This is a genomic window from Sulfuricurvum sp. RIFOXYD12_FULL_44_77, assembly GCF_001830725.1.
Lineage (GTDB): Bacteria > Campylobacterota > Campylobacteria > Campylobacterales > Sulfurimonadaceae > Sulfuricurvum > Sulfuricurvum kujiense_A.
On the sequence record NZ_MIBU01000259.1, the window covers coordinates 16,695 to 37,448 of the forward strand.

The window sequence follows — 20,754 nt, forward strand, 5'->3', positions numbered from 1 at the left end:
GAAGTTTTGAAAATACGGGCTTTTCGTGTTCCCTTGTCTTTTCAGGGGATCCGCTTCGCGGGGCTTTGAGTGCGAGAGGCTTCGCTCTCTTGGGTCGGCTTTGCCGCCCTCCCTCCGGGGGTTCTCCCGTCGCTTTGCTCCTCTCTGGGGGTTTCCCCCAGCCCCCCTAGTGAAATAGTGTAGGTAAGCGCTAAGAAAATACTATCAGTTTTTGATGCTCCGTAGCCAGGACAAGTTAGGTATTTTTTTCATCGGCTTTTTCCCTGAACATAGCAATAATTCCTGTAAGCGTATTTTTTAATTCCTGTGACTGTATAAGGCCGCCATGTTTAGCGATGTATATGTAAGCTTCTTCAATTTCTCCAGCTGTTTGGGCAGCGTCAATTTCAACACCTTCTTCTGCATTCGATTTTGGTGGTCTTGGTAGAATATAACCAACCTTCGATAGATCATTATTTCGATATGCGATTAGAGCTTCTGTAAGTTCTGGCATCAATACAGGCTTAAATACGCTGTTTAAATCGACATTTTTTTTCAGTAGAAAAATAATTATTGGCTCATATTGAAAAGAGTCGCGTGCTATCCAGTTCGTCAATGCACCATATTTGATTTCAAGCTCTTCAGCCAATTGTTTATCCGTTTTTATTCCGGTTTTCTCTTTGATAATGTCGAGTAAAAGCCTTGTACTCATCTTCTTACCTTGTGTCTTTGTTGTATGTAACTATATCACGAAGATATTTAAATTAATCTCTTGACATACATATATCATAACGATATAATTAAATATATCATAATGACTAAAATAGGAGGACAAATGGGAGTTGTATATAACAAATTGTATCAAAAATACAACTGTAGTGTACTTAATACAGCTGAAGTTGCAGCTGAATTAAACATTTCAACGCAAACTTTGAAACGGAGAGTGAAAGAGGGGAAGATGGTGACGCCGCTTGAAACAAGAGTTGGGCGCTCATTGCAATGGTCACTGATTGATATTGCTAAATATTTAGGGGACAAAGATGAATAAGCAGATCAAAATATTTGACGGTGTTTCGTTGTATTGGTTCTCGCGATCAAAAGACGCGACATTAGATGCCGAAACAAAAAAAATCACTACGTTGATCAATGGGGAAGCATACACCCAAAAATTTTACGTAGTTAGTAAGTTTGAGCTTTTTCAATTCACCAAATATCTTCTTCCAGTTCTTGCGATTGTAACAAACGATTATTCGATTTCAATTAAAAATGAAGTCGCTTTAATTATGGCTGCTCTTACGATCATTGTATGGCAAAGATACCGCCTTGCTGATCCTAAGGTTAAGATCGTAGTTGCTTTAATAGTTACGGCTATCGTGCCGATCATCGGGATCCCGACAATGACACTCGCCTTTTTGATGAAAAGCTACATGGGCATATTGACGGCGATTGTTGCATATGAGATTGTTTTAGCTATCGCAGCTAAAGAGTGGAATTTCATGCAAAAAGTAGGGATCAATGGCTTGCCAAAATTCTTTGGCCACTATTTCAGCTGCAGATCAGAAGAGCTTGAAAAACACAAAACAAAAATTGCGGCGAAAATCAAACGTAATGTTCAGATTGCTGCTGCGTTGATTGGCTTCATCGGATTGGCCGGTCTGACTTACAGCGGCGCTGAATCTTATCGTGAACATCAGAAACATACGGCATATATGAGTGAACAGAAACAATACCTAGATATGCAAGCGATGAAGCATCAAGCAGAGCAGAACGGATCGGCTCAGATCGTTATCGAACTAAAAAAAGAAGTTTTGCCGGCAGCAACACAACAATTAAATGATACGCTAGGTATTACACCATCTTTCACGGAGACAAAAACGATTACTTACCCGTGGGATAAGGGCTATCGCATGGGCGGTACATGGGTTTTCCGTGACGGTAAAGTTATCTCCGAAAGAATCACCGGGCGGACAGCACAATGAAATCGTTAATTTTGGCGATTATCACCACAACGGTGCTCGGCGCAGCGGATACAACTCGCAACGTCGATTCGCTGGCTGTAGCTCCTGAATTCACCGGAAACTGTGCTAGTATCGTCTCTTTTGCCCTTGGGCAAAAACCGGCTTTGGCATCAGACGACTATTATGTGGAATCTGCGGTCGACGTCTCACAAGATATGAAAGTATCATGGAATATTGGCAGTGCTGGATCGTTCGATGGAGACGGGAGAGTTGGAAAAATTACATCAGATGCAAATTGTTTGCGTCCTGAAGTGATCGAAGATCGTGTCAAAGATAAGGTGAGCTATTATCAAAAATTGCTCGCCTATCGTCAGAAGAGAAAACAACCAGCGACAAATATTTGGATGATTTCACATTTCAAACCGACAAGAAAACTGCAAATAGTTTCTTCGGCGATTTTATTGCTGAGATTGAAGATCCATATTTATCAGCACAAATGCTTATTGTATGGGGGTTCATATTTTTGTCATTGGTATATTTGGGCGGCGACTTTATGGTTTATACATTGGCAAAGGGGACAGATTCCGAAGTCACGACAAGAACGAGTGGGTTAGAGGTCGCACATAGATTTGCAATGGGCTTGCCACTCTTCTTTATACTATATGTTCCCGCCTCTTCCCTGACAACAAGGGGGCAAGATCTTTTTGCATGGTGTGTTGCGAATAGCACAACATTGGCAAACGGGCTCGTCAATAAGGTTCATGTGGCAAATGCAAAATACTCGATCAAAGAGATTTCAAGCAGCACCGGGAGCACTGCAAACGACCTTGAAAAAAAAGTAAGAGGGTTTGTTCTTCTGCAAGAACAAGCAAGTATTAATAAAGACATTCTAGACAGCTGTATGCAGTCTTACAACATTGCAGAGCTTAAAGAGCTACGAAAAGGGGAATCGGATTTAATCTTCCCCCCATCACCGTCCGAAGTCGGGCGTAGCCGCGCCGAGTTTGAATATGCGTATGTGCCAAATCGTATGGATCAGTACGGGTCAAATACCAATACACGACCAAATTATTTTAGCGTAGAAACGTGTGCTGCTGCCGAAGGCGCATATCGTAATTATTTGGTTCAAAAACCGAAACTCGAAGCCTATTTCAAAAAATTAACTGAGTTTAGCGAAGAGAAGCTCAAATACATTGTTTCAAGTGGTATGCAAAAAAATATTACGATGGGGTGGACATCGATTGCCCTTTTACCGGCGCAACAAGCAATGCAATCACAAACGTCGATGATCGATTCACAAATCGACAAAAGTGCGTGGGACAACGTTGAATTCGATTTTTCTGCAACCGGTTTCGAGAAGCTTCAAAATTCATATCAAAATTTCAGTTTTTCACGATCCATCGAGTCGTTTACACAACGAACGGCATATTTATTCGTTCCAGGTGCTACAGGTGTTTATACAACATTCAATGGTGTATCAGAAGCATTGGTTTCTATTGCGGCTGCTCCAGCGGAGATAGTTGCTTCTAGAGCTGAAAAAGTAGTCGATACAGCTTCAAGTGCTGCAAGTTCAGTCCCCGTAATCGGAGGGCTTCTCTCTGCCGGCGTATCAATTGTCGGCGGTGTTGCTGTTGCAGGTGTAATGAAGTCTATTGCACTTGGAAAAGTGATTATGCAAAACATTTCACCATATTACATAGCAACTGAAGCGGCTCGGATTATGGTGCAATCACTCGTATATATTATCCCAATGTTAGTTACTGCAGTAGTTATAGCATGGTGGTACATTGAGGTTTTTGCGTATATGTTGTCGATCCCATTCGCCGCAGCTTATGCTTTCGGCGAAAACGCAAAAGCTAATATTCTACAATTCGTGGTCAAAGGGGTAGGAATTGCCTTTAAGCCAATGCTCATTGTGATATCGGTGTTCTTAGCTGTCAAAGGTGCGGCGTTATTCGAGTCAATCTCAAGTGGGATGATCACAACGCAAGAGCTTGCAATGATGTCACAAGCCAACTCGGTACTTGATAAAACAAATTGGACAACAGATAATCCGTTAGACGGTTGGGGGCAATGGCTTGGATCCGCAATGAAAGCCGGGATGATTCAAGGTGTGCTGTTTATCGCAGTCGCAATCACAAAAACCTTTCTAATTTCGGGCGTAATACTTAAATTGCCCGGCTTCATGCTTGGTCTTTTTAATATTAATTCCGATGGAAACGGAGGTGAAGCAATCGCAAACAAAATTTCAACAGTGACAAAGGGGATCTAGTATGTTTAAGATCGATACTAAAAGAATAGTGTGGTGGCTCATTAAAAGAGCTTTAATTATATTTGGGATCTCAGTGATCTCAATGATGCTGTTTATGCGATTTGCAATTTAATAAAAAAGGGAAAACATGAAAATCTTAACTTTAATGGCCGCTGCAGTAGCTGCAGCAATTATTTTCAGCGGATGTGCTGATAAGACGACTCCGGAAACAGCAAAAGAAACTATGCAAAAAGTGATTTCAGCTATGTTATCCAATAACGTCGAAGAGTTTAAAACCCACTGCTCTGCAGAGAACTTGAAGCAGTATGAGAAAACTGGTATTAATAACCTGACGGTTCCGGGTCTTAAACTTGATCTAACAAACGATCCGGTCAAAATGAGTGAGGACGGTAAAACGGTGGAAGTGGTTGTCAATATGTCTCTACAGGGGGCGTTTGAGAAAAAAACTGTGTGGACGCTCAAAGATGAGGGCGGGGAATGGAAAATATACGGCGAAGCTCGCGCGGCTGAGTAAGAAAAGGAGATCCAATGTTCACGGAAGACCAAAAAAATAAAATGTCAGAAGCTCTCAAAAAAGCAAAATTGTTTTTTTCGGGCAATGAGGAAAAACAGTTGCGCATCGCGCAGGCACACAAAGAATTAATGACTAGCACGGACAGCGCAGCACTAACCCTCGTGAGCGACTTGCTTTGCGGCCTCCATTTAGAAGCGATCGCGGATACCGGTTTCGATTTAAATGGGACTCCCTATTATACAAAATATCAGGGTCTCCCGGCTATGTATGTTTTGAGACCGAGAACAGAAGAGGGAGACGCCGTGGCACAGCATATCAAAGAGAAAAATTTATGATCAAATCAATTTTTTCTTTAATCATATTTGTAACGCTTGCAATGGTTTCCCGTAATTTGTATCCAAGTTTCGCGGGATCTTCTTACAAAAATGAAATTTTGATTAATCTCGCTTTCTTAGAAGCGTCTCACCCAAATGGACCGTTTCCAATCTCACTCTATGAAGTACCTATCTCAAAAATCTTGTTTCAAGACGTCGATACGTCAAACTTAACGTATCAGTGCGTATCTTCGTTCCCATCAGTTCCCGCCGACATGATCATTAAAGTGCAGCGGATCGAGACAAACTACTTTGTTAAAATTCTTGATGAAGTCGTGTTTACAATGGCTAAATACATGCCTTTTTTACACATTGATACGATGCCATCATCCGAAAAGATAACGACATCACTGTTTTGGTATGTTCAATCGAATTTTCACGAATTTGATGTTTCAGTACAGAACAATCAAATAGTTTTAACAAAAAAAACATACTGTATATAAAGGAAAAAAAGATGGAAAAAGCCCAAATTTTACAATTAAAAGAACGGTTAGCAAAGCGCGGACAGATCCTAAAAGAAATGATCGCCTTACTCGAAAACCCTATAGCAGATTCTAACGGATCTGGAGGCGGATCCGGATCGACATCGATGAACATGAAAATGCTTGAATTGAAATTCAACGCAGCCGTTGAATACTTTGAAAAGGTCGAAGAACCGGACGAAGAGGCAAAAGATATTTTGCTGCAGCTCGGACGAGTTGCCGACTTCTTAGAGGCGGCCGACGTCGAGAACTCATTTTCTCTGATGAATGCCGTCATGAAAAATGCGGCAGCTTACAAAATCAAAATGACCGGCGAAGATTTTGCGATCGATCATAAAAGTGCAATGGCTGTGATCAAAGATTTTGTTACAGACACCGACGAAAACAAAACCGTCAAAGAAGCACTGGCCGAACTTGAAAAGATGGATCCGAAAAAGTCGACTGAGTTGAAATTTTAATCGATCCATCTCATCCCACGGTCTTCCCCACAGAGAGCTTGCGAGCGGAGGGAAGACTTCAAATTGTACCGCCTGCGGTGCAATTTCAACACGAACTCCGAAGGGGTGCGTAGTTGCAACTACGCACCATAAATGGTACTTGTTGTTCCCTTGATTCGCAAGCTCATACGGGAAGGAGAAAAAATGCCACGATCCGCTACATTTTCAGTCACTGCCGCCGGTGCTCATTCATCGGCTCACAATAGCCGGGAAGAGAAACCGAAGTATCTCATCGGTACGCTCCCCGGATCCGAAAACTTCTATGATCTCCGGTACTCTGATTCTGACTTCCTCGAATTGGCAGCTGCCAAGTATAAAGAGACGACCGGACAAAAGATGCAGCAGAAGCAAAAGGACGCACTCATAAAAGAGACCGTTCTTTCTATCGAAGCTCACCATACCGAAGCCGATGTTCAAAAGGTATTCGACGAATTGGCTGCCAAGTATGGCGGCCACTACGTCACCGAGTTATCGATTCATCGTGACGAGGGACACTTCGAGGACGAGAACGGAATCACCTACTACCCGACAAAAGACATACTCAAAAAAGAGGACGGATGGTACATCGTACCATTAGCAGAATCAATCACCCATGCATCGGACTACCGACCAAAGGGTGAAGAATTCAGCGAGAAAGTGGATATCAACGATTTCAAGCCGATCCACAACATCCACGCCCACGTCAAATTTTCAATGTTCAATCCCGACATCGGTAAGACTGGCCGGATGAAACACAATGAGCTTAATGACCGGATCAAGACGGCGGCTAGAGTATTGAAACTCAAATATGAGCCGGAGAAAAAAAGTGACAAGCGTGGAAACGTCACAGAGGTTAAGTCAAAACACAAAGCCGTCCGGAATGAAAAAGTCTCCAATTTCCTCGAAAGCGGAGGCATCAGTGCGAATATCCGAGCAAAGAACCGTCAAATTGAGCAACTCGAATACAATTTTAGGGAAGCTCAAAAGCGAATTTCCTCTTTACAAGCTCTCGATGTCGAACAGAAAAAAGAGCTTCACCGGCTCAATACAGAGATAAACAAGACTGCCGACGACGAAGTAAAAGCTCAAAAGATTGCAGAACTCGAAAAAAAGCTCACAGACAGCACAGAAATAGCTATACAAGCTCAAAATGCACTTTTAGAGGCTCAGAATACGATTGAATCTCAAAAAGGCGTTATAGAGCGTTTAAAAGCTCAAAATGCAGAAAAAGACAAATCCGTGACAGACATCGCCGTCCAAGTCGGTGTCTTACCTCCAGAGACTCCGACGTTCTCGGCGGGGTTAGTCGCTCCGAAGATCGCCAATGCAGTAGAGCAGCTCACGGTCAAAGCCAAAGAGGAAACCGATCAACTCGTCGATATGATCGCCGAGCTTCACAGTGCGATTGATCATCAAGATTCGGATCTTTTAAAGATCGCTCACCGGCAGCGGGAAACATTGAGTTACAAACGAAGTACAAAAGAGCCGTACAAGACGGCGGTAGAGCGCCGTAACGAGGTATACAAAGGGCGATTAGAGCAAAATAGACCTAAACAATACGCTGCCGCTGCACCCCACAAAACAGATGTTCAAGAAGCACTGGCCGAGATCGAACGCTACAATGCACAGCACCTAAATAAAGAGCTGACAATCAAAGACCCTTGTTAGGCAAAGCTTATAATGAATTTTTCACCAGTTTATCTTTGATAATGTCGAGTAAAAGTCTTGTACTTATCTTCTTAACCTTGTGTATTTGTTGTATATAGCTATATCAATAAGATATTTAAATCAATAATATCTTGACATAAATATATCATACTGATATAATCTTAACTGTTATCGATATGTTTAAAATGAAGGGAAGTGAGATGTCTTCGAAGAAGTATTATTGGCTTAAGTTGAAAGATGATTTTTTTAGCGACCCGAAAATAAAAAAACTTCGCAAAATGGCCGGCGGAGATACCTATACAATCATTTTGCAAAAGATTATGCTGCTATCCATTAAAGAAGGCGGAGTGATTGAATTTGAGGGGATCGTCGAAAAAACTTTGCATGAAGAACTTGCCTTGTTTCTTGATGAGGAGGTTATTAACGTAGAGGCTGCACTATCTTTCATGCGTATGGTCGGTTTTATCGAATCAATTGGAGATAATCGTTTTTTACTCCCCCTTGTTACTCAGCTTGTAGGATCTGAGAGTGATAGTGCTGAACGCGTTCGAAAATTGCGTGAAAAACGCAAGTTAGAACCACCAGCGTTACAATGTAACGGCGATGTAACGCCGTGTAACAAAAACGTAACGACAGAGATAAGAGATAAGAGAATAGAGTTAGATATGGGGGGTAACGCGCGCGAGGCATATTTGCTTTTCAGAATGGCGGGAGAGGGGATTAAAAGTCCGATCGCTTTTAAAAAGACAATCATGAGCGAATTGCAAGATCCAAGATCAGATGAATCAAACAATTTTGTGGAATGGCAAAGCCTTATGAATATGTGGTCGAAGCCGTTGAATGATTTGTACAATGATTTTTGCAGCTTTGGACATAAAAATCGAAAAAAATGCAAAGAAATTGCGACTGATCATGTCAAAGATTTTGGGATCAATATAACGCCTATGTTGTTCGAAATTGCTTTTTATGAATCTTGCAAACTACAGCAAGGTAAGGGGGTTGCATGAGCCCTTCACAAAAACGCTTCCTTACCCCCGATGAACTCCTCGAAGAGTACGGTTTCGGCAAAAAGTGGCAGGATAAGATGCGATCTAAGAAGCTCATTCCCTACAAAAAACTTGGTGGATATGTGCGATATGATCGCCTAGAAATTGATGTATGGATTGAGAAACATTCTGTTGTGTCGGAAGAATCGGCTTAGAAAGTAGTTGAGTCTTTTTGCTATTTTTTAGCAAAGATAAGTAGAATATAGCCTTTTAATTTTTTAGGGGGTTATATGGCTTTAATTGAATGTTTTGAATGTGGTAATCAAGTTTCTGATAGTGCTGCAACATGTCCCAATTGTGGTGTTGCTATTGCTGCCACTATTAAACAACAAGCAACACAAGCCCGCCAAAAAGAAGAAAAATTTCTCAACAAATTTTTAAACGGGACTCTTGCATACCAAAGCACCGTTACAGGGTTAATGTGGCTGGCAGCTATTTATGTCGTTATTGCCATGGGTACGTTGTCAAAAGGCTACGATAATTTGTTCGATATGGCTGTTGTCTTGGCCGGTATTTTGGGTATCATTAAAGGTGTTTCCGGGTATTCAAAAATGCAACAATTAGCAGAAGAAGCAAAAACTCAAACAGAAATTATTGCATCAGGTGTATCAAGAGGAAATCGCCCTGGGTCTTCGGCAATGGCTGATTTGTCGATGGTGATCATCTTTTCCGCTTTCTGGACAGTTGTGTATCTTTTAATATTCGCTATGAGTGTAGTATTAGCTCCACTTATGACGCTTTATATAGTTTTCAAAGCTGTAAAATCTTCAAAATAATGATAATATTGGGTTTCTTCAAGGATAGATTTGTCGAGTTTTAGCACTCCGGCTAACAATAAATGGTGTGAATGAATGGAAAAAGAAAGTATTCCGTATTTCTGTGAAGATTTAAATAGCTATTTAAAAACTATGTTCAAATATAAAAAAAATTACTCTCATGCTATTGATGCAACTATTTGTGCATATTCTAAAAAATTTGATATATATCTACGATGGAATGGGGTTTACTATTCAACAAAATTCCCAAAAAATTTAACTATAGCTAGAATTGGATTTTATAAAGAGCGTAAAGGATATGGGAAAGCACTTCTGTGTTTTTTAATAGAATGTAGTTCCAAATATCAATTTGATTACATAGTTATAGAGGCAACTAACGAAAAATCTGCCAGTTTTGCACATAAGTTTGGTTTTCAAAAGATTGATGATGAGGATGGAAGAAATTTTGTAATTGCTATTAATGATCTTAGAATAATTATGAGTAGCATGTAATATTCAAGAAGGGAATAACTGTGCATAAGTAAAGATTGATCGAGAAACATTCAGTCGTATCGGAAGAATCGGCTTAATGAGATATAATTGATTCCAAAAAAAGATAGGCAAGATCAAAATGGTTAAAAGATTGAAAGTATTTATTTTATTATCGGCTTTATTTATTGCATGTACATCATCATATGCGATTGAAGAAGGAAATGCCATCTTCACAACCGGATCATCTGAAATGATGGTTTACGAAGAGAACCCTATCAGTCTAGAGATCACTTCTGGTCAATATGAAGGGTGTTTTGTTATTGGAACCGTATATCCTGATCATGACAGAGGATATCTTAAAGATGCTCAAATATCATGTGTATTTGATAAAAATCAGCATTTTAATAGACAAATGAAAAATATCATTATCAACGATTTAGATAAAGGAGGAGGAATACCTATGGTTCACAAAGAAGTATCTGAAGCTACTCTCAAACTACTCAAATCATCTTGTCAAAATAATCTAGATGAAATAGCGTGTAAAGCATATATAGCCTCTCCATTTGGGAAGTATGAAGTACAACAATATACACCAATCACAATGTATTGGGAGAATGTAGAAAATTGATGAGACTAAAACGTGTCTACTCGAAGGTAGTCATTCTAGTGAATGCAGATAAACATATTAAAGGTTAGGCAAAAAATGAAGTTCTACTTAGGCGATTACGAATACCCAACGAAAAGTGAATTTATCCGTGAAATATCAAGCTATCTAAAGACTGCAAAAAGCCATATCATCACAAATCAGGAAATGACAGAAAAACTTTCGTTATTGCTTCATATGCACCCTTCAGCCAAAAGCAAAATAGGTCCTGGAATAAAACACTTCAAGGTTGTGAAAAATGCGCAAGGATCAGGAAACAGTTTCGTTGTAGTACGCATCGATGGTACAGAAGATCGCTTCTCATATGAAAAATGTATTACGAACCAAAGACCGACGAAGAGAAGTGAGGTTCTTGAAGCACTACGATTCGCAGTTCGGGATCAACTTTTTGCTTTTCGTAGAAAGCTCATCCTGCCGATTGAATGTGCCATTTCAGGGAATCTAATAGAGAAGAATGAGGACTTACATATAGACCATAAAACACCTTTTTCAGAATTAGTACGTGTATTCTTGGAAATTGAGAACACTACCCTTGAAAAACTGAATACATCTGGGAATGGTGAACACATTAAGCTAGTTGATGAAGAATTGGAATTCAGGTTTAAAAAATTCCATGAAAGTAATGCGGTACTACAACCTTCTCTAATGAAGGAAAATATCAGAAAAGGCAATGATCTTAACTGCATGCCGGTATTATAATTTTCCAATTCCTCTTCATTTTCTAATTGGATTGAGAAATAGTCAGGGCTGATTGCTACAGTATTTTGGGGCAATCGTATGAAAATCTCGATGAAGAGCAGAAAGATCGGCAATAAAAATGCTATCGGTTTTGCAAAATATATACATATTTGTCTAAATATTTAAAATTATATGATACAATTAGACAAATATGTATAAGGATTGAACTATGGAACGAATGTACTTAACTGACTTCAGCGATATTAGCGACATCCTTTACTCTTTGAGAAAAGAGAAAAAGGTTTCAAGGGTTGTTGCAGGGAAAAAAACAGGCTGCAGCTCAAAAACAATTGAACGGCTTGAAAAAGGAGAAGGTGGAGATATTGGCATCTCAAAAATCATCAATTTATTGGACAGCCTCGGATATCAAATCGAGATTGTACCGAAAGGGAGATTATTGACCATGGAGGAACTACAAAATGGCACAAGATACTGATATCAGACAGCTCGATGTTTATACAAACGGTATAAAGCAGGGTGTACTGTCAAAAGACGGGCTGATATATGATTTTACCTATCAGACACCATCCGAACTCGTTTCTTTGATTATGCCTACAAATAAGCTGAATTGGCGATCGCTTCCGGGCGTTTTACACCCATCCTTTCAAATGAATCTCCCGGAAGGAGCATTGAAAGATAAGATCAAAGAGCACTTTGGAAAAGTAACGACAATGGACGACATGGGGCTGCTCGGTTTGGTCGGACCGCACATGCTTGGCCGCATTAAATTCGGTTCTCAAAAATCGACCGGTCCCCGAAATAAACAAATCGAAATCAGCGAACTTCTCAATCCGGCCGAGGCAGATTATTTCGAAGCGCTGATGGAGACGTATGCTCTAAAATCCGGGATATCTGGAGTACAGCCGAAAGTCTTGATCGAAGCAATGGATAGACATACGCTGAAGCTTGAGAACTTGATTGTTAAAGCATGGACCGAAGAATATCCTGAGCTTGCAGCAAATGAATATTTTTGCATGAGGGCATGTCTCCATGCCGGTCTTGATGTACCAGCATTCTATATGTCAAATGACCGGAAAATGTTTATTATGAAGCGATTTGATATCCATGAAGATAGATACCTTGGGTTTGAAGATATGTGTTCGATTCTCTCGAAAGGCACCGATGCTAAATACGAAGGTAGTTATGAGGATATTGCAAAAGTTCTAAAAAACGGGGTAGCTGATTCTTCTGAAAGTTTGGAACAATTGCTCAAGGCGTTGATCATGAATCATCTCCTGAGAAATGGTGATGCACACCTTAAAAACTTCGGCTTGGTCTATGAGGGGAATGGGGAGAAATGCCGTATGGCCCCTATTTATGATGTTGTTACAACCACGGTTTACAAGCCAAAAGACGTTCCCGCATTAAAGCTGTCTGGCGGAAGAAAGTGGTGGGTAGAAAAGACTTACAGTAATTTTGCCAAAATGACTTGTAAAATTTCTGATAAACGATATTATGAAATTATTGATGAATGTGAATCGGGTGTTGCTAAAGCGAAAGAAGAGATTGATGAATTCAAAAAAGAACATCCCGATTTTTCAACGTTTGCGGATAAATTGCTCGAACAATGGCAAGAGTGTTTTTCGTCACAGCTCGGTCTGAAAAAAGCAGTGTGTGAATTGGAAAAAATGAATCAACATCAAAAACAAAACAATGAGTAAAGCAGATAGCGTTAATCGACGGAATATCTAAGCAGTCTCTATTAGATTATATATAACTAGCACTCTTGCAAAGCTTTTTCCAGCTTTTGTTTTTTAGTGGCGTAACTTTCTGAGCCTTTTCTCAAATGAAGAATCAGCTCTTTATTTTCCGGAAGATCTGGAACAATAAACAGGGGCATATACTTTTGAATCGACGGGATAATATCTCTATATTCAGGATCTGTTGATGGAGCCACCACTTTTCTATAATGGGTATTTTGCTCGGGTTTGCCTTCTTCGAAATTCGTTTGGATAACAACTGCAGGTTCGTTTTTATTGATTTCCCACAATAAAAAGTAAGGGGAACGCTCAAGGAAATGGATAAAACTCTCAGGAATCATGAGTGTGACCGTTTTTATTGCATTGTATGGTTTATAAAAAGCATTCATACCAAGGTGGATATCTTTGACGAGTTCGCGCATATCCTGTTGAAACTTAGGGTTGTAAACCTGTTCATCTAACTCAATATAGTCAATATTGTGGAGTGCATATTTACGAATATCATCCGGATTTGTTTTACCTTTTTCTATAGCAATAAGATACCAATAATACTCCATATTTGCGATTCTCAGTGGGATGACCGTACGCTCTTCGACCCCTATTTGTTTTCGATATGCAATTTTTACATATTGGCCACGCGACTCAGCCGTATCAACCAATTTGATCTCTGAGATGAATTTTTTAAAGTCTTCGACAGCAGAGTTTTGAAACATACCGGCATGCTTCCACTCCTGAAAGAAGTCAGCAATTTCAATGACTGTTTTATCGAGTGTGTTTCCGTAATGAAAGGCGTTTCTTTTAATCCCTGCAAGAACGACAGCCTCTTGGGCTGATAATGGTGAATCATCCAAAAAGTTTAGTCTTCCAGCTTTCCACATTTTTGATTGACTATCATAATCTATATCCGCATTGAATAAATCACGCACCTCCTTGATGTGTTTGATAATTGTCTCTCTATTTGAATTACTATTTGGCTTTGCATACATACTTATAGTGATTGGAGATCCTGAAGACATCCGCTCAAGGATATCAACAATAATTTCGTCAGTTTTATAGTCTGAATATGGCATTTTTTAATACTTCCATGATTTAAATGATACCTGTGTTTTTTTTCACGGGGGTTATTTATTATTATTCTATCGTAAAACTTTATCAGCAGTGTTGATAGAGTTTTCGGGAAGAATTTGAGGTTTTGATGGACAACCATCATTTAATGATATGACATAAACAATAAGGAGTTTAAATGTCTCAAGATCACGTAAAAGGCCATCTCGACGATGCCCCTGGCCAAAACAAAGAGTACAGTATCGTCATCAACGGAGTACAAGTTGTAGTAGACCAACACAAACTTTGCTACAAAGACATATTGCAGCTTCAAAACCTGCCTTACGATGCAAACAATCCATATATTGTGAAATACGACAGAGGACACGGAAATGCGGAGGGCTCTATGGACCCAAGTGACTGCATACCGATTAAAGATGGGATGGTGTTCAATGTCACTCCAACCAACAAATCCTAATATCACGGATCTTGATAAGCTATTGGCTGATGGCTACAATGCCTATATGTATGAAAGCTTGCTGATTGTTCAAGATATTCCGTATGTAAATGAGAGAAAAGAAGTGGACCGAGGTGTTTTGGTTTCTACCCTGACAGTATCGGGAAATACTGCCGTGTATCAACGAAATGCCGGGAAGCACGTTATACACTTTCAGGGTCAAAAACCATGTGACGATAATGGGAAACAATTAGACATGATACATACAGTATCATCAGTTCAACATGCCAATCATATCACAACTAGCTATTCATTTTCAAGAAAACCACCGAATGACTATGGTAGTGAATATGAAAAAATGATCGGATACATAACCGCATTGATGTCACCAGCGCTGGTTATCGACCCAACTGCTACCGCGAAGAGTACCGCCACAGGCGGGGCTCTTGAATGGGAAAGTGTTTTCAATTACATCGACACGAACAGTGAACGGGCACACATCTCTGAGATATCCCAGAAATTGATGCCCTATCACATCGGGATCATAGGAGTCGGCGGAACCGGCTCCTATATATTGGACAGTATTGCAAAAACACCGGTTCAGAGTATTCATCTGTTCGATTCAGATATCTTTTACAACCACAACGCATTCCGAGCACCCGGTGCACCGTCCAAAGAGATATTAGAAAAGCGGCCAACCAAGGTGGAGTACCTGAAAGGCGTCTACTCCAATATGCACAAAAACATCGAGGCACACCCCGTCGATATCGACGAAAATACGATAACGATGCTTGGGGAATTAAACTTCGTTTTCGTCGCAGTAGACAAGGGCAGCGTCAAAAAGCTGATCTTCGACTACCTGGAAAGCAAAGACATCCCTTATGTGGATGTCGGCATGGGTGTACAGACAACTCCTCAGGGAACGATCCTCGGGGAAGTGAGGACCGTTGCTGTAACGAATGAGAAGCGCAAGAAACACCGGTCATGGATCGGTCAGGTCGATCCGGATGAAGAACTTTACGAATCGAACATCCAGATCGCGGAACTTAACTCCATCAATGCAGCTATGGCTGTGATCATGTGGAAAAAACACGCCAAGTTTTACAACGAAAGTACGCCAGTCGGGATGACGACATTTACCATTGACACACTGCAACAAGGAAGAGAGATTGATGATGACGCATAAGTTTGTAGAGTTTATCCCGGCCAAGCCGGAAGAAGGTGTATTATACATCTCTATCGAATACAAAACGGCGACACATTTATGCGCATGTGGCTGCGGAGAGAGGGTGATAACCCCCATCTCTCCCGTAGACTGGAATATGACCTTCAATGGAGAGACTGTTTCTCTCTCTCCTTCTATTGGAAACTGGCGCTTTGCCTGTAAGTCACATTACTTTATCAGGAACGACAAGGTGGAGTGGGCCGGTTCATGGGGTAAAGATGAAATCAATGCTTGTCAGTCTGCCGAAATTAAAAATGAACGGGCTTATATGCATAAGAAAACAAAGGATAGTCTGGACAACAACAATCCAAAAGTAGAGAAAAAAAGAAACATTGCAGACTGGTTTCTAGGCTTTTTTAATAATAAATAATAGTCAATTCCCTATCGTATAGGCAAAGAGCACCTTGAATATCTGGCAGGAAAACGAGATCATTTGGAGATATTATCACGATATCACCGATCGCCAAGGCCAAAGATGGAGGTTTATAAAATGGCGTGGTAATAACCACGCTAAAGAGAAAACTATTTGAATGCATCCTACTATTCTCTATCAATCTAGTTCTTAGCCTTTTCAACAATAACATCAATAACCTCACTGGCTTTCTCTGAACTCTTCAAATAATTCATCGTCAGATACTTTTTAATTGTATTCGGATCGTTGTGTCCAAGTGCCCCGGAGAGGTGCATACTTTCCAAGCCTTGTTCGGCCATCGCCGACACCATTACATTCCGGAGATAATGGACTCCAAATTTAGGATCTCCAAGCCGTGTTTTCATTCGATCTGTAACGCGTCGGATATCAACGAGGTGAGTACCGGTCCGGCGAGATTGAAATACCCACCCCTCATTTTCTTTGAATTGATTAAGTAGCTCTTTGATCCGTTCCGGCAAAAAGATCTTTTGCTCTTCATTGTTCTTTGTTTTGCGTAGGACGTAATAGTTTGCATCGAAGTTGATATCTTCCCAGCGTAGGGTAATAATTTCGCCTCTGCGTCTTCCCTGCAGTGCAAATAGGAAGAGGGCATGGTAGAAAGGATCTCCTTTGAACTCTTCTTCGATTGCTGTATGGATTTTATTTAACGTTAATGCTGCGTTGACCACGATCTTTTTGGTCGTAGGGAGTTTGATTTTAATTCCGTCACATGGATTAAATTGAATCATGCGGTTTGCAATGGCTTTTTTCATTGCCGGATTCAAAACTTCCATTGTTTGTTTCCGAGTACGGGGAGAGAGATTCGCTTCTTCTTGTTTTTTCAGTGCATCTTCAATGTGCTTTTGACGAAGATCAACAAGCTTTTTCATTCCGATATGAGGCTTCACATATCGATCATAGTGGCTTTGGCGAATTGACTTATATTTTCCCTCGGGTACATTCTTCCAAAACTCATCCATATATGCTGCAAGTGTAATTTCTGTATTGAAAACGGAATCGCGTTTATCATTTTTGATTCGTACAAGTTCGCCTTTGGCGAATGTGATCCGATCTTTCTTTCCCCAGGCTGATTTGTCAGTTAAATCGATTAGTCCGCTATATTCTTTTTTTTCGTACATGAAGCGATATAAAAAGATTGTGTAGTCATTATTTGCGCTTAGACCAGTCTCTATTTTGTTGGGATAATCTTTTCTATTTATAGCCATAATTGCAATACACTTTCTTTGTAAACTGGGTACCGAGTTGGGTACCGACTTTTGATATAACAGTATAGTTTTACATAGATTAAAGTAGAATTATATTAACGTAAAATAGGGCTTTGTAGAGCTGAATATCATATAAGATAATTATGTACGTTTGGCTCATAACGGGGTTGTCGCAGGTTCAAATCCTGCTTGACCCACCACACACTCATCACATATCCTCAATTAAATCATTCACACCTAAATTCAAATACACTAAAGCGTGTTATAATTTTCTCAATACATTAAAAAGGGGACGTTATGACAATACGAGTAAACGACCTTTATGCCGAGGAAGCGTTAAAACTCCTCAGTGCTCTGCCAGAAGAAGCGATCACCATAGACCCGAAGCCGTGGTATGCCGATGAAGTTAAACGCCGTATCGAAGAGTATAAAAGCGGAAAAATGGAGACCATTCCTTGGAATGAGGGTTGGGAAGAGATAGAAGAGTTTCTAAACGGATTAGACGAGCGTGCGAGTTAATCGAAGCAAACGTTTCAACCAAGAACTTTTAGTTATTACGAAGTTTATCGCTATCAGCAATCCTAAGAGTGCACGGAGCTTTTACGAAGAGATTAGAGCTTTTGTCGAAACTTTGATCGATAATCCCCGCAAAGGTCGACCGACCGAGAATGGTAACCGCGAATTAATCCACAAAGGTTATACTATCCCCTATCTGATCGATGGAGAGGATATTGTAATATTAGGTATTTTCAATCAGAATGAGTGGAGTGGAGAAGAGGAATAAGTAGCCTGTCCCCTTTTTGTTTTTGCTTTTTGTATGCTGATGTTTTTTTTGATGCTGAGGTGAATATTGGGAAAGATAAGATATTATTGGGGAAAAAAGAAGAAAATAAATGACTCAATTTAACTGGATATGCCCTTATTGTAATCAACATGCGACCATAACTCATGAAAATTTCTCTTCTGATTATCATTCTTTTGAGAAAGGCAATAAAGACAAAGCTCTGAGATTAATTACCAATGTAATTGTATGTCCAAATGGAGCTTGTAAAGAATATTCTATTGATGCATATCTTTTTAAAGAAATAAGTATTGCCGGAAGGTCACAAAAACATGGGTCTCCTCTTTTAACATGGAGATTAAAGCCTAATTCATCAGCAAAGCCATTCCCGGATTACATTCCAAATGTAATTATTTCTGATTACAATGAAGCATGTCTTATACGAGATTTGAGCCCTAAAGCGTCAGCAACACTTTCGAGACGGTGTTTACAAGGAATTATTAGAGATTATTTTGGTGTAGTGGAAAAACGCTTAATAGATGAGATAAATGGCATTAAAGATAAAATGGATCCATTAACGTGGGAAGCTATTGATGCTGTACGTAAAATTGGCAATATTGGCGCTCACATGGAAAAAGACATTGATTTGATTATTGATGTTGAACCGGAAGAAGCACAGCTGCTTATAGGGTTGATTGAGATACTACTAAAGGATTTATACATTACAAGGCACGAACGTCAAAAGCATTTAGAAAGCATCATTGGCGTTGCAACACAGAAAATAGAAGAGAAATCCAATGGATCTAAATAGCCAAGATATTCTAAAGTTTCTAAGTTCTCTCACTTGGCAAGGATTGGCAGGATTATGGGTTTGGACAGTTACTATAATTGTAGCGACGTACAAGGTCATGAAACATATTCAACCGGTGATCCATACAGATAAAGCCGAGTGTGAAATATTTAGAGATTTTTTAAACTCAAAAGGCATGGCTTTATATGACAAACTCCAATTAACACGGCACAATAAACAAGCCGTCCATATTAATTGCCCATTATTTCAAGGCAAAGATGGATGCATGAAAATAGATGGTGGGAAATGTAAATATTTTACTGCATAGATAACTATAATGTACCTTTATTTTATTGATATTGATAAAAACTCGTAAAATAGGCTATTTTAAAATCCTGCTTGAACCTTTAATAAAAAAGAAAAAAGGGACAGGCTACTTTTTCGAAATAATGACCGCTAAGTTCGTGACCCACTTTCTCTTAGCATTTCAACAAATTTTTTAAATTTATCTTCCGATTTCTCTTTTTTTGACCATGTCTCGATATTTTGCATATCAAAAGGGTTCTGCTGAGCTACCCAGAGTGCTTGAAGGAGGCTTTGTTCATCTCTCCAGTGATAATAGGCAGCTAATCGATCTTTGATACAGTCAGTAGGGGTTAATAATCGAAGCACTCCGGCTTCGGTATCGATTTCAGCAATATCTGTAACAGGGGCATCACCGACTCCTAACGGACCGGATGGAAATTCGACAAATAAGTGTGTTTCCTCGTGAACAAAATAGCGATCTTTCTCTTTAAACCCTAGCTCTTCCATCACTTTTTTAATCTTTTTGAATTGGGTATTGTATTGATTGATGAGGTCTAAATCGTATGAGGTGTATTCACCGCGACTGTAGATTTCGACACATGAACCGCCTGAGAGGACGACGGGAATATCATTGGATTTTAACGCATCACACAAAAAACCGCCAAGTTCCATCATGCTCATCTCTTTGATCGATTTCATAACGGTTTTTCAACTCTACGAGGGCGTTTGCGCTGTAGGGTCAGCATCTGTTTGGTTTTTGGATCGTAGAACTCTCGTGATTTGTCCAATAAAGCCGTTAGCTCATTTAAAAAAGCATATCGAGGGTTAAAAAAATAGCGGCGTGTTTTACCCGACATCTTACTGATTAATACTCCACCTTGTTCGAGCTTTTCGAGCTGATTTTGGATAGAGGGGAGTGTAACGTCAAAAAAACGGGCGATTTCTCTTGCATATCCCTCTTCAAATACAAGGATAAATTGCAAAACAAGCTCACGGTTTTTAGTTCCGAACAGTGCTTCAAGCATTTATTCTCCTTTTGAAAATATTGATATAGTTTTTATTTCATATGATATAAGTATTGTATCATATAATTTGAAAATAAAATCTGCTTCACCCATGTTTTTTCGGAAAATCAAACCCTCTTAGTTCCGCCGAATTTTCACCGATACTCTCCCAACTATCATTTTTCAACCGCATCGCCACAACCCCGCAGGTAGGAATATTGTCGATATTGCCGCCCATGATAAGGTTCGCACATTCGGTAAACTCGGGGTTATGCCCGAACACAAAAAGGGTATCGACACTCACAGGTACGTCTCGGATGAGGGTGAGGATGGTTTCGACATCGGAGGCGTAGAGGGCGTGATCGTAGCGGATTGAGTCTGTCGGATAGGA

The 20,754-nt window shown here is 40.0% G+C and carries 28 protein-coding genes and 1 pseudogene; 23 read left to right on the forward strand and 6 right to left on the reverse strand.

What is annotated here, in order from left to right; all coding sequences use genetic code 11:
* Nucleotides 1-235: 235 nt before the first annotated feature.
* Entirely contained in the window at nt 236-691 is a 456-nt protein-coding gene (locus A2517_RS09190) for a helix-turn-helix domain-containing protein (RefSeq protein WP_294896311.1), read from the reverse strand.
* A 102-nt stretch (nt 692-793) separates the two neighbouring features.
* On the opposite strand from A2517_RS09190, the gene A2517_RS09195 reads away from it, so the two are divergent.
* The 16 genes from A2517_RS09195 to A2517_RS09270 all read left to right on the forward strand — a co-directional run bounded on the left by A2517_RS09195 (nt 794) and on the right by A2517_RS09270 (nt 13,079).
* Entirely contained in the window at nt 794-1,027 is a 234-nt protein-coding gene (locus tag A2517_RS09195; protein ID WP_294896313.1) for a hypothetical protein, read from the forward strand.
* Complete coding sequence (locus A2517_RS09200; protein ID WP_294896315.1) at nt 1,020-1,958, forward strand: hypothetical protein; 939 nt, start codon at nt 1,020-1,022, stop codon at nt 1,956-1,958. Before A2517_RS09195 ends, A2517_RS09200 begins: the two co-directional genes overlap by 8 nt.
* Nucleotides 1,955-2,551, forward strand: coding sequence for a hypothetical protein (locus tag A2517_RS09205; RefSeq protein WP_294896316.1), 597 nt, complete (start codon nt 1,955-1,957; stop codon nt 2,549-2,551). Before A2517_RS09200 ends, A2517_RS09205 begins: the two co-directional genes overlap by 4 nt.
* Nucleotides 2,552-2,670: 119 nt before the next feature.
* Nucleotides 2,671-4,209 carry a hypothetical protein gene (locus A2517_RS09210; protein ID WP_294896318.1) on the forward strand — a complete coding sequence of 513 codons (1,539 nt, stop codon included), beginning with the start codon at nt 2,671-2,673 and terminating at the stop codon, nt 4,207-4,209.
* Nucleotides 4,210-4,336: 127 nt separating this feature from the next.
* On the forward strand, nt 4,337-4,723 hold the full coding sequence (locus tag A2517_RS09215) for a hypothetical protein (protein WP_294896320.1): 387 nt from the start codon (nt 4,337-4,339) through the stop codon (nt 4,721-4,723).
* 14 nt (nt 4,724-4,737) lie between these two features.
* Nucleotides 4,738-5,058, forward strand: coding sequence for a hypothetical protein (locus tag A2517_RS09220; protein ID WP_294896322.1), 321 nt, complete (start codon nt 4,738-4,740; stop codon nt 5,056-5,058).
* 493 nt (nt 5,059-5,551) lie between these two features.
* Complete coding sequence (locus tag A2517_RS09225; RefSeq protein ID WP_294896324.1) at nt 5,552-6,037, forward strand: hypothetical protein; 486 nt, start codon at nt 5,552-5,554, stop codon at nt 6,035-6,037.
* Nucleotides 6,038-6,220: 183 nt separating this feature from the next.
* Nucleotides 6,221-7,723: a hypothetical protein gene (locus A2517_RS09230; protein WP_294896326.1), complete on the forward strand. Its 1,503-nt coding sequence runs from the start codon at nt 6,221-6,223 to the stop codon at nt 7,721-7,723.
* Nucleotides 7,724-7,923: 200 nt separating this feature from the next.
* Nucleotides 7,924-8,730, forward strand: coding sequence for a phage replisome organizer N-terminal domain-containing protein (locus tag A2517_RS09235; protein WP_294896328.1), 807 nt, complete (start codon nt 7,924-7,926; stop codon nt 8,728-8,730).
* Nucleotides 8,727-8,924, forward strand: a complete 198-nt coding sequence (locus A2517_RS09240) for a helix-turn-helix domain-containing protein (RefSeq protein ID WP_294896330.1) — start codon at nt 8,727-8,729, stop codon at nt 8,922-8,924. Before A2517_RS09235 ends, A2517_RS09240 begins: the two co-directional genes overlap by 4 nt.
* 75 nt (nt 8,925-8,999) lie before the next feature.
* The gene (locus A2517_RS09245) at nt 9,000-9,545 is read left to right on the forward strand and encodes a hypothetical protein (RefSeq protein WP_294896332.1); all 546 of its coding nucleotides are present in this window, start codon (nt 9,000-9,002) and stop codon (nt 9,543-9,545) included.
* A 75-nt stretch (nt 9,546-9,620) separates the two neighbouring features.
* Nucleotides 9,621-10,037 (forward strand): hypothetical protein, encoded by a 417-nt coding sequence (locus A2517_RS09250; RefSeq protein ID WP_294896334.1) that lies wholly within the window; start codon nt 9,621-9,623, stop codon nt 10,035-10,037.
* 118 nt (nt 10,038-10,155) lie between these two features.
* Nucleotides 10,156-10,644 carry a hypothetical protein gene (locus tag A2517_RS09255; RefSeq protein WP_294896336.1) on the forward strand — a complete coding sequence of 163 codons (489 nt, stop codon included), beginning with the start codon at nt 10,156-10,158 and terminating at the stop codon, nt 10,642-10,644.
* A 75-nt stretch (nt 10,645-10,719) separates the two neighbouring features.
* Nucleotides 10,720-11,379: a DCL family protein gene (locus A2517_RS09260; protein ID WP_294896338.1), complete on the forward strand. Its 660-nt coding sequence runs from the start codon at nt 10,720-10,722 to the stop codon at nt 11,377-11,379.
* Nucleotides 11,380-11,587: 208 nt separating this feature from the next.
* A complete protein-coding gene (locus A2517_RS09265; RefSeq protein ID WP_294896340.1) occupies nt 11,588-11,854 on the forward strand; it encodes a helix-turn-helix transcriptional regulator in 267 nt (88 codons plus the stop codon).
* Nucleotides 11,838-13,079 carry a type II toxin-antitoxin system HipA family toxin gene (locus A2517_RS09270; RefSeq protein WP_294896342.1) on the forward strand — a complete coding sequence of 414 codons (1,242 nt, stop codon included), beginning with the start codon at nt 11,838-11,840 and terminating at the stop codon, nt 13,077-13,079. The genes A2517_RS09265 and A2517_RS09270 overlap by 17 nt, the downstream gene beginning before the upstream one ends.
* A 56-nt stretch (nt 13,080-13,135) precedes the next feature.
* On the opposite strand, the gene A2517_RS09275 is transcribed toward A2517_RS09270, so the two are convergent.
* The gene (locus tag A2517_RS09275; RefSeq protein WP_294896344.1) at nt 13,136-14,188 is read right to left on the reverse strand and encodes a WYL domain-containing protein; all 1,053 of its coding nucleotides are present in this window, start codon (nt 14,186-14,188) and stop codon (nt 13,136-13,138) included.
* A gap of 173 nt (nt 14,189-14,361) precedes the next feature.
* Between A2517_RS09275 and A2517_RS09280 the strand changes: the two genes are divergently transcribed.
* The 3 genes from A2517_RS09280 to A2517_RS09290 are packed head-to-tail and all read left to right on the forward strand — an operon-like array spanning nt 14,362 to nt 16,214.
* Complete coding sequence (locus tag A2517_RS09280; protein WP_294896346.1) at nt 14,362-14,640, forward strand: multiubiquitin domain-containing protein; 279 nt, start codon at nt 14,362-14,364, stop codon at nt 14,638-14,640.
* Complete coding sequence (locus tag A2517_RS09285; protein WP_294896348.1) at nt 14,615-15,805, forward strand: ThiF family adenylyltransferase; 1,191 nt, start codon at nt 14,615-14,617, stop codon at nt 15,803-15,805. The genes A2517_RS09280 and A2517_RS09285 overlap by 26 nt, the downstream gene beginning before the upstream one ends.
* On the forward strand, nt 15,792-16,214 hold the full coding sequence (locus A2517_RS09290; protein ID WP_294896350.1) for a DUF6527 family protein: 423 nt from the start codon (nt 15,792-15,794) through the stop codon (nt 16,212-16,214). Before A2517_RS09285 ends, A2517_RS09290 begins: the two co-directional genes overlap by 14 nt.
* A 185-nt stretch (nt 16,215-16,399) precedes the next feature.
* Here A2517_RS09290 and A2517_RS09295 read toward each other — a convergent pair whose 3' ends face one another.
* Nucleotides 16,400-17,482, reverse strand: a complete 1,083-nt coding sequence (locus A2517_RS09295; protein WP_294896352.1) for a site-specific integrase — start codon at nt 17,480-17,482, stop codon at nt 16,400-16,402.
* Between the two features lie 297 nt (nt 17,483-17,779).
* Here A2517_RS09295 and A2517_RS09300 point away from each other — a divergent pair, with 297 nt between their 5' ends.
* From A2517_RS09300 to A2517_RS09315, 4 genes are all read left to right on the forward strand, one after another.
* Nucleotides 17,780-18,001: an addiction module protein gene (locus A2517_RS09300; RefSeq protein ID WP_294896354.1), complete on the forward strand. Its 222-nt coding sequence runs from the start codon at nt 17,780-17,782 to the stop codon at nt 17,999-18,001.
* The gene (locus A2517_RS09305; RefSeq protein WP_294896355.1) at nt 17,991-18,266 is read left to right on the forward strand and encodes a type II toxin-antitoxin system RelE/ParE family toxin; all 276 of its coding nucleotides are present in this window, start codon (nt 17,991-17,993) and stop codon (nt 18,264-18,266) included. The genes A2517_RS09300 and A2517_RS09305 overlap by 11 nt, the downstream gene beginning before the upstream one ends.
* 109 nt (nt 18,267-18,375) lie before the next feature.
* A complete protein-coding gene (locus tag A2517_RS09310; RefSeq protein WP_294896357.1) occupies nt 18,376-19,074 on the forward strand; it encodes a DUF4145 domain-containing protein in 699 nt (232 codons plus the stop codon).
* A complete protein-coding gene (locus A2517_RS09315; RefSeq protein ID WP_294896359.1) occupies nt 19,061-19,381 on the forward strand; it encodes a hypothetical protein in 321 nt (106 codons plus the stop codon). The genes A2517_RS09310 and A2517_RS09315 overlap by 14 nt, the downstream gene beginning before the upstream one ends.
* Nucleotides 19,382-19,509: 128 nt before the next feature.
* Here A2517_RS09315 and A2517_RS09320 read toward each other — a convergent pair whose 3' ends face one another.
* The 3 genes and pseudogenes from A2517_RS09320 to A2517_RS09330 form a co-directional block, all read right to left on the reverse strand.
* The gene (locus tag A2517_RS09320) at nt 19,510-20,058 is read right to left on the reverse strand and encodes a hypothetical protein (RefSeq protein ID WP_294896361.1); all 549 of its coding nucleotides are present in this window, start codon (nt 20,056-20,058) and stop codon (nt 19,510-19,512) included.
* Nucleotides 20,055-20,384: a winged helix-turn-helix domain-containing protein gene (locus A2517_RS09325; RefSeq protein WP_294896363.1), complete on the reverse strand. Its 330-nt coding sequence runs from the start codon at nt 20,382-20,384 to the stop codon at nt 20,055-20,057. Before A2517_RS09325 ends, A2517_RS09320 begins: the two co-directional genes overlap by 4 nt.
* An 85-nt stretch (nt 20,385-20,469) precedes the next feature.
* A pseudogene (locus tag A2517_RS09330) lies at nt 20,470-20,754 on the reverse strand (histidine phosphatase); the annotation flags it as partial.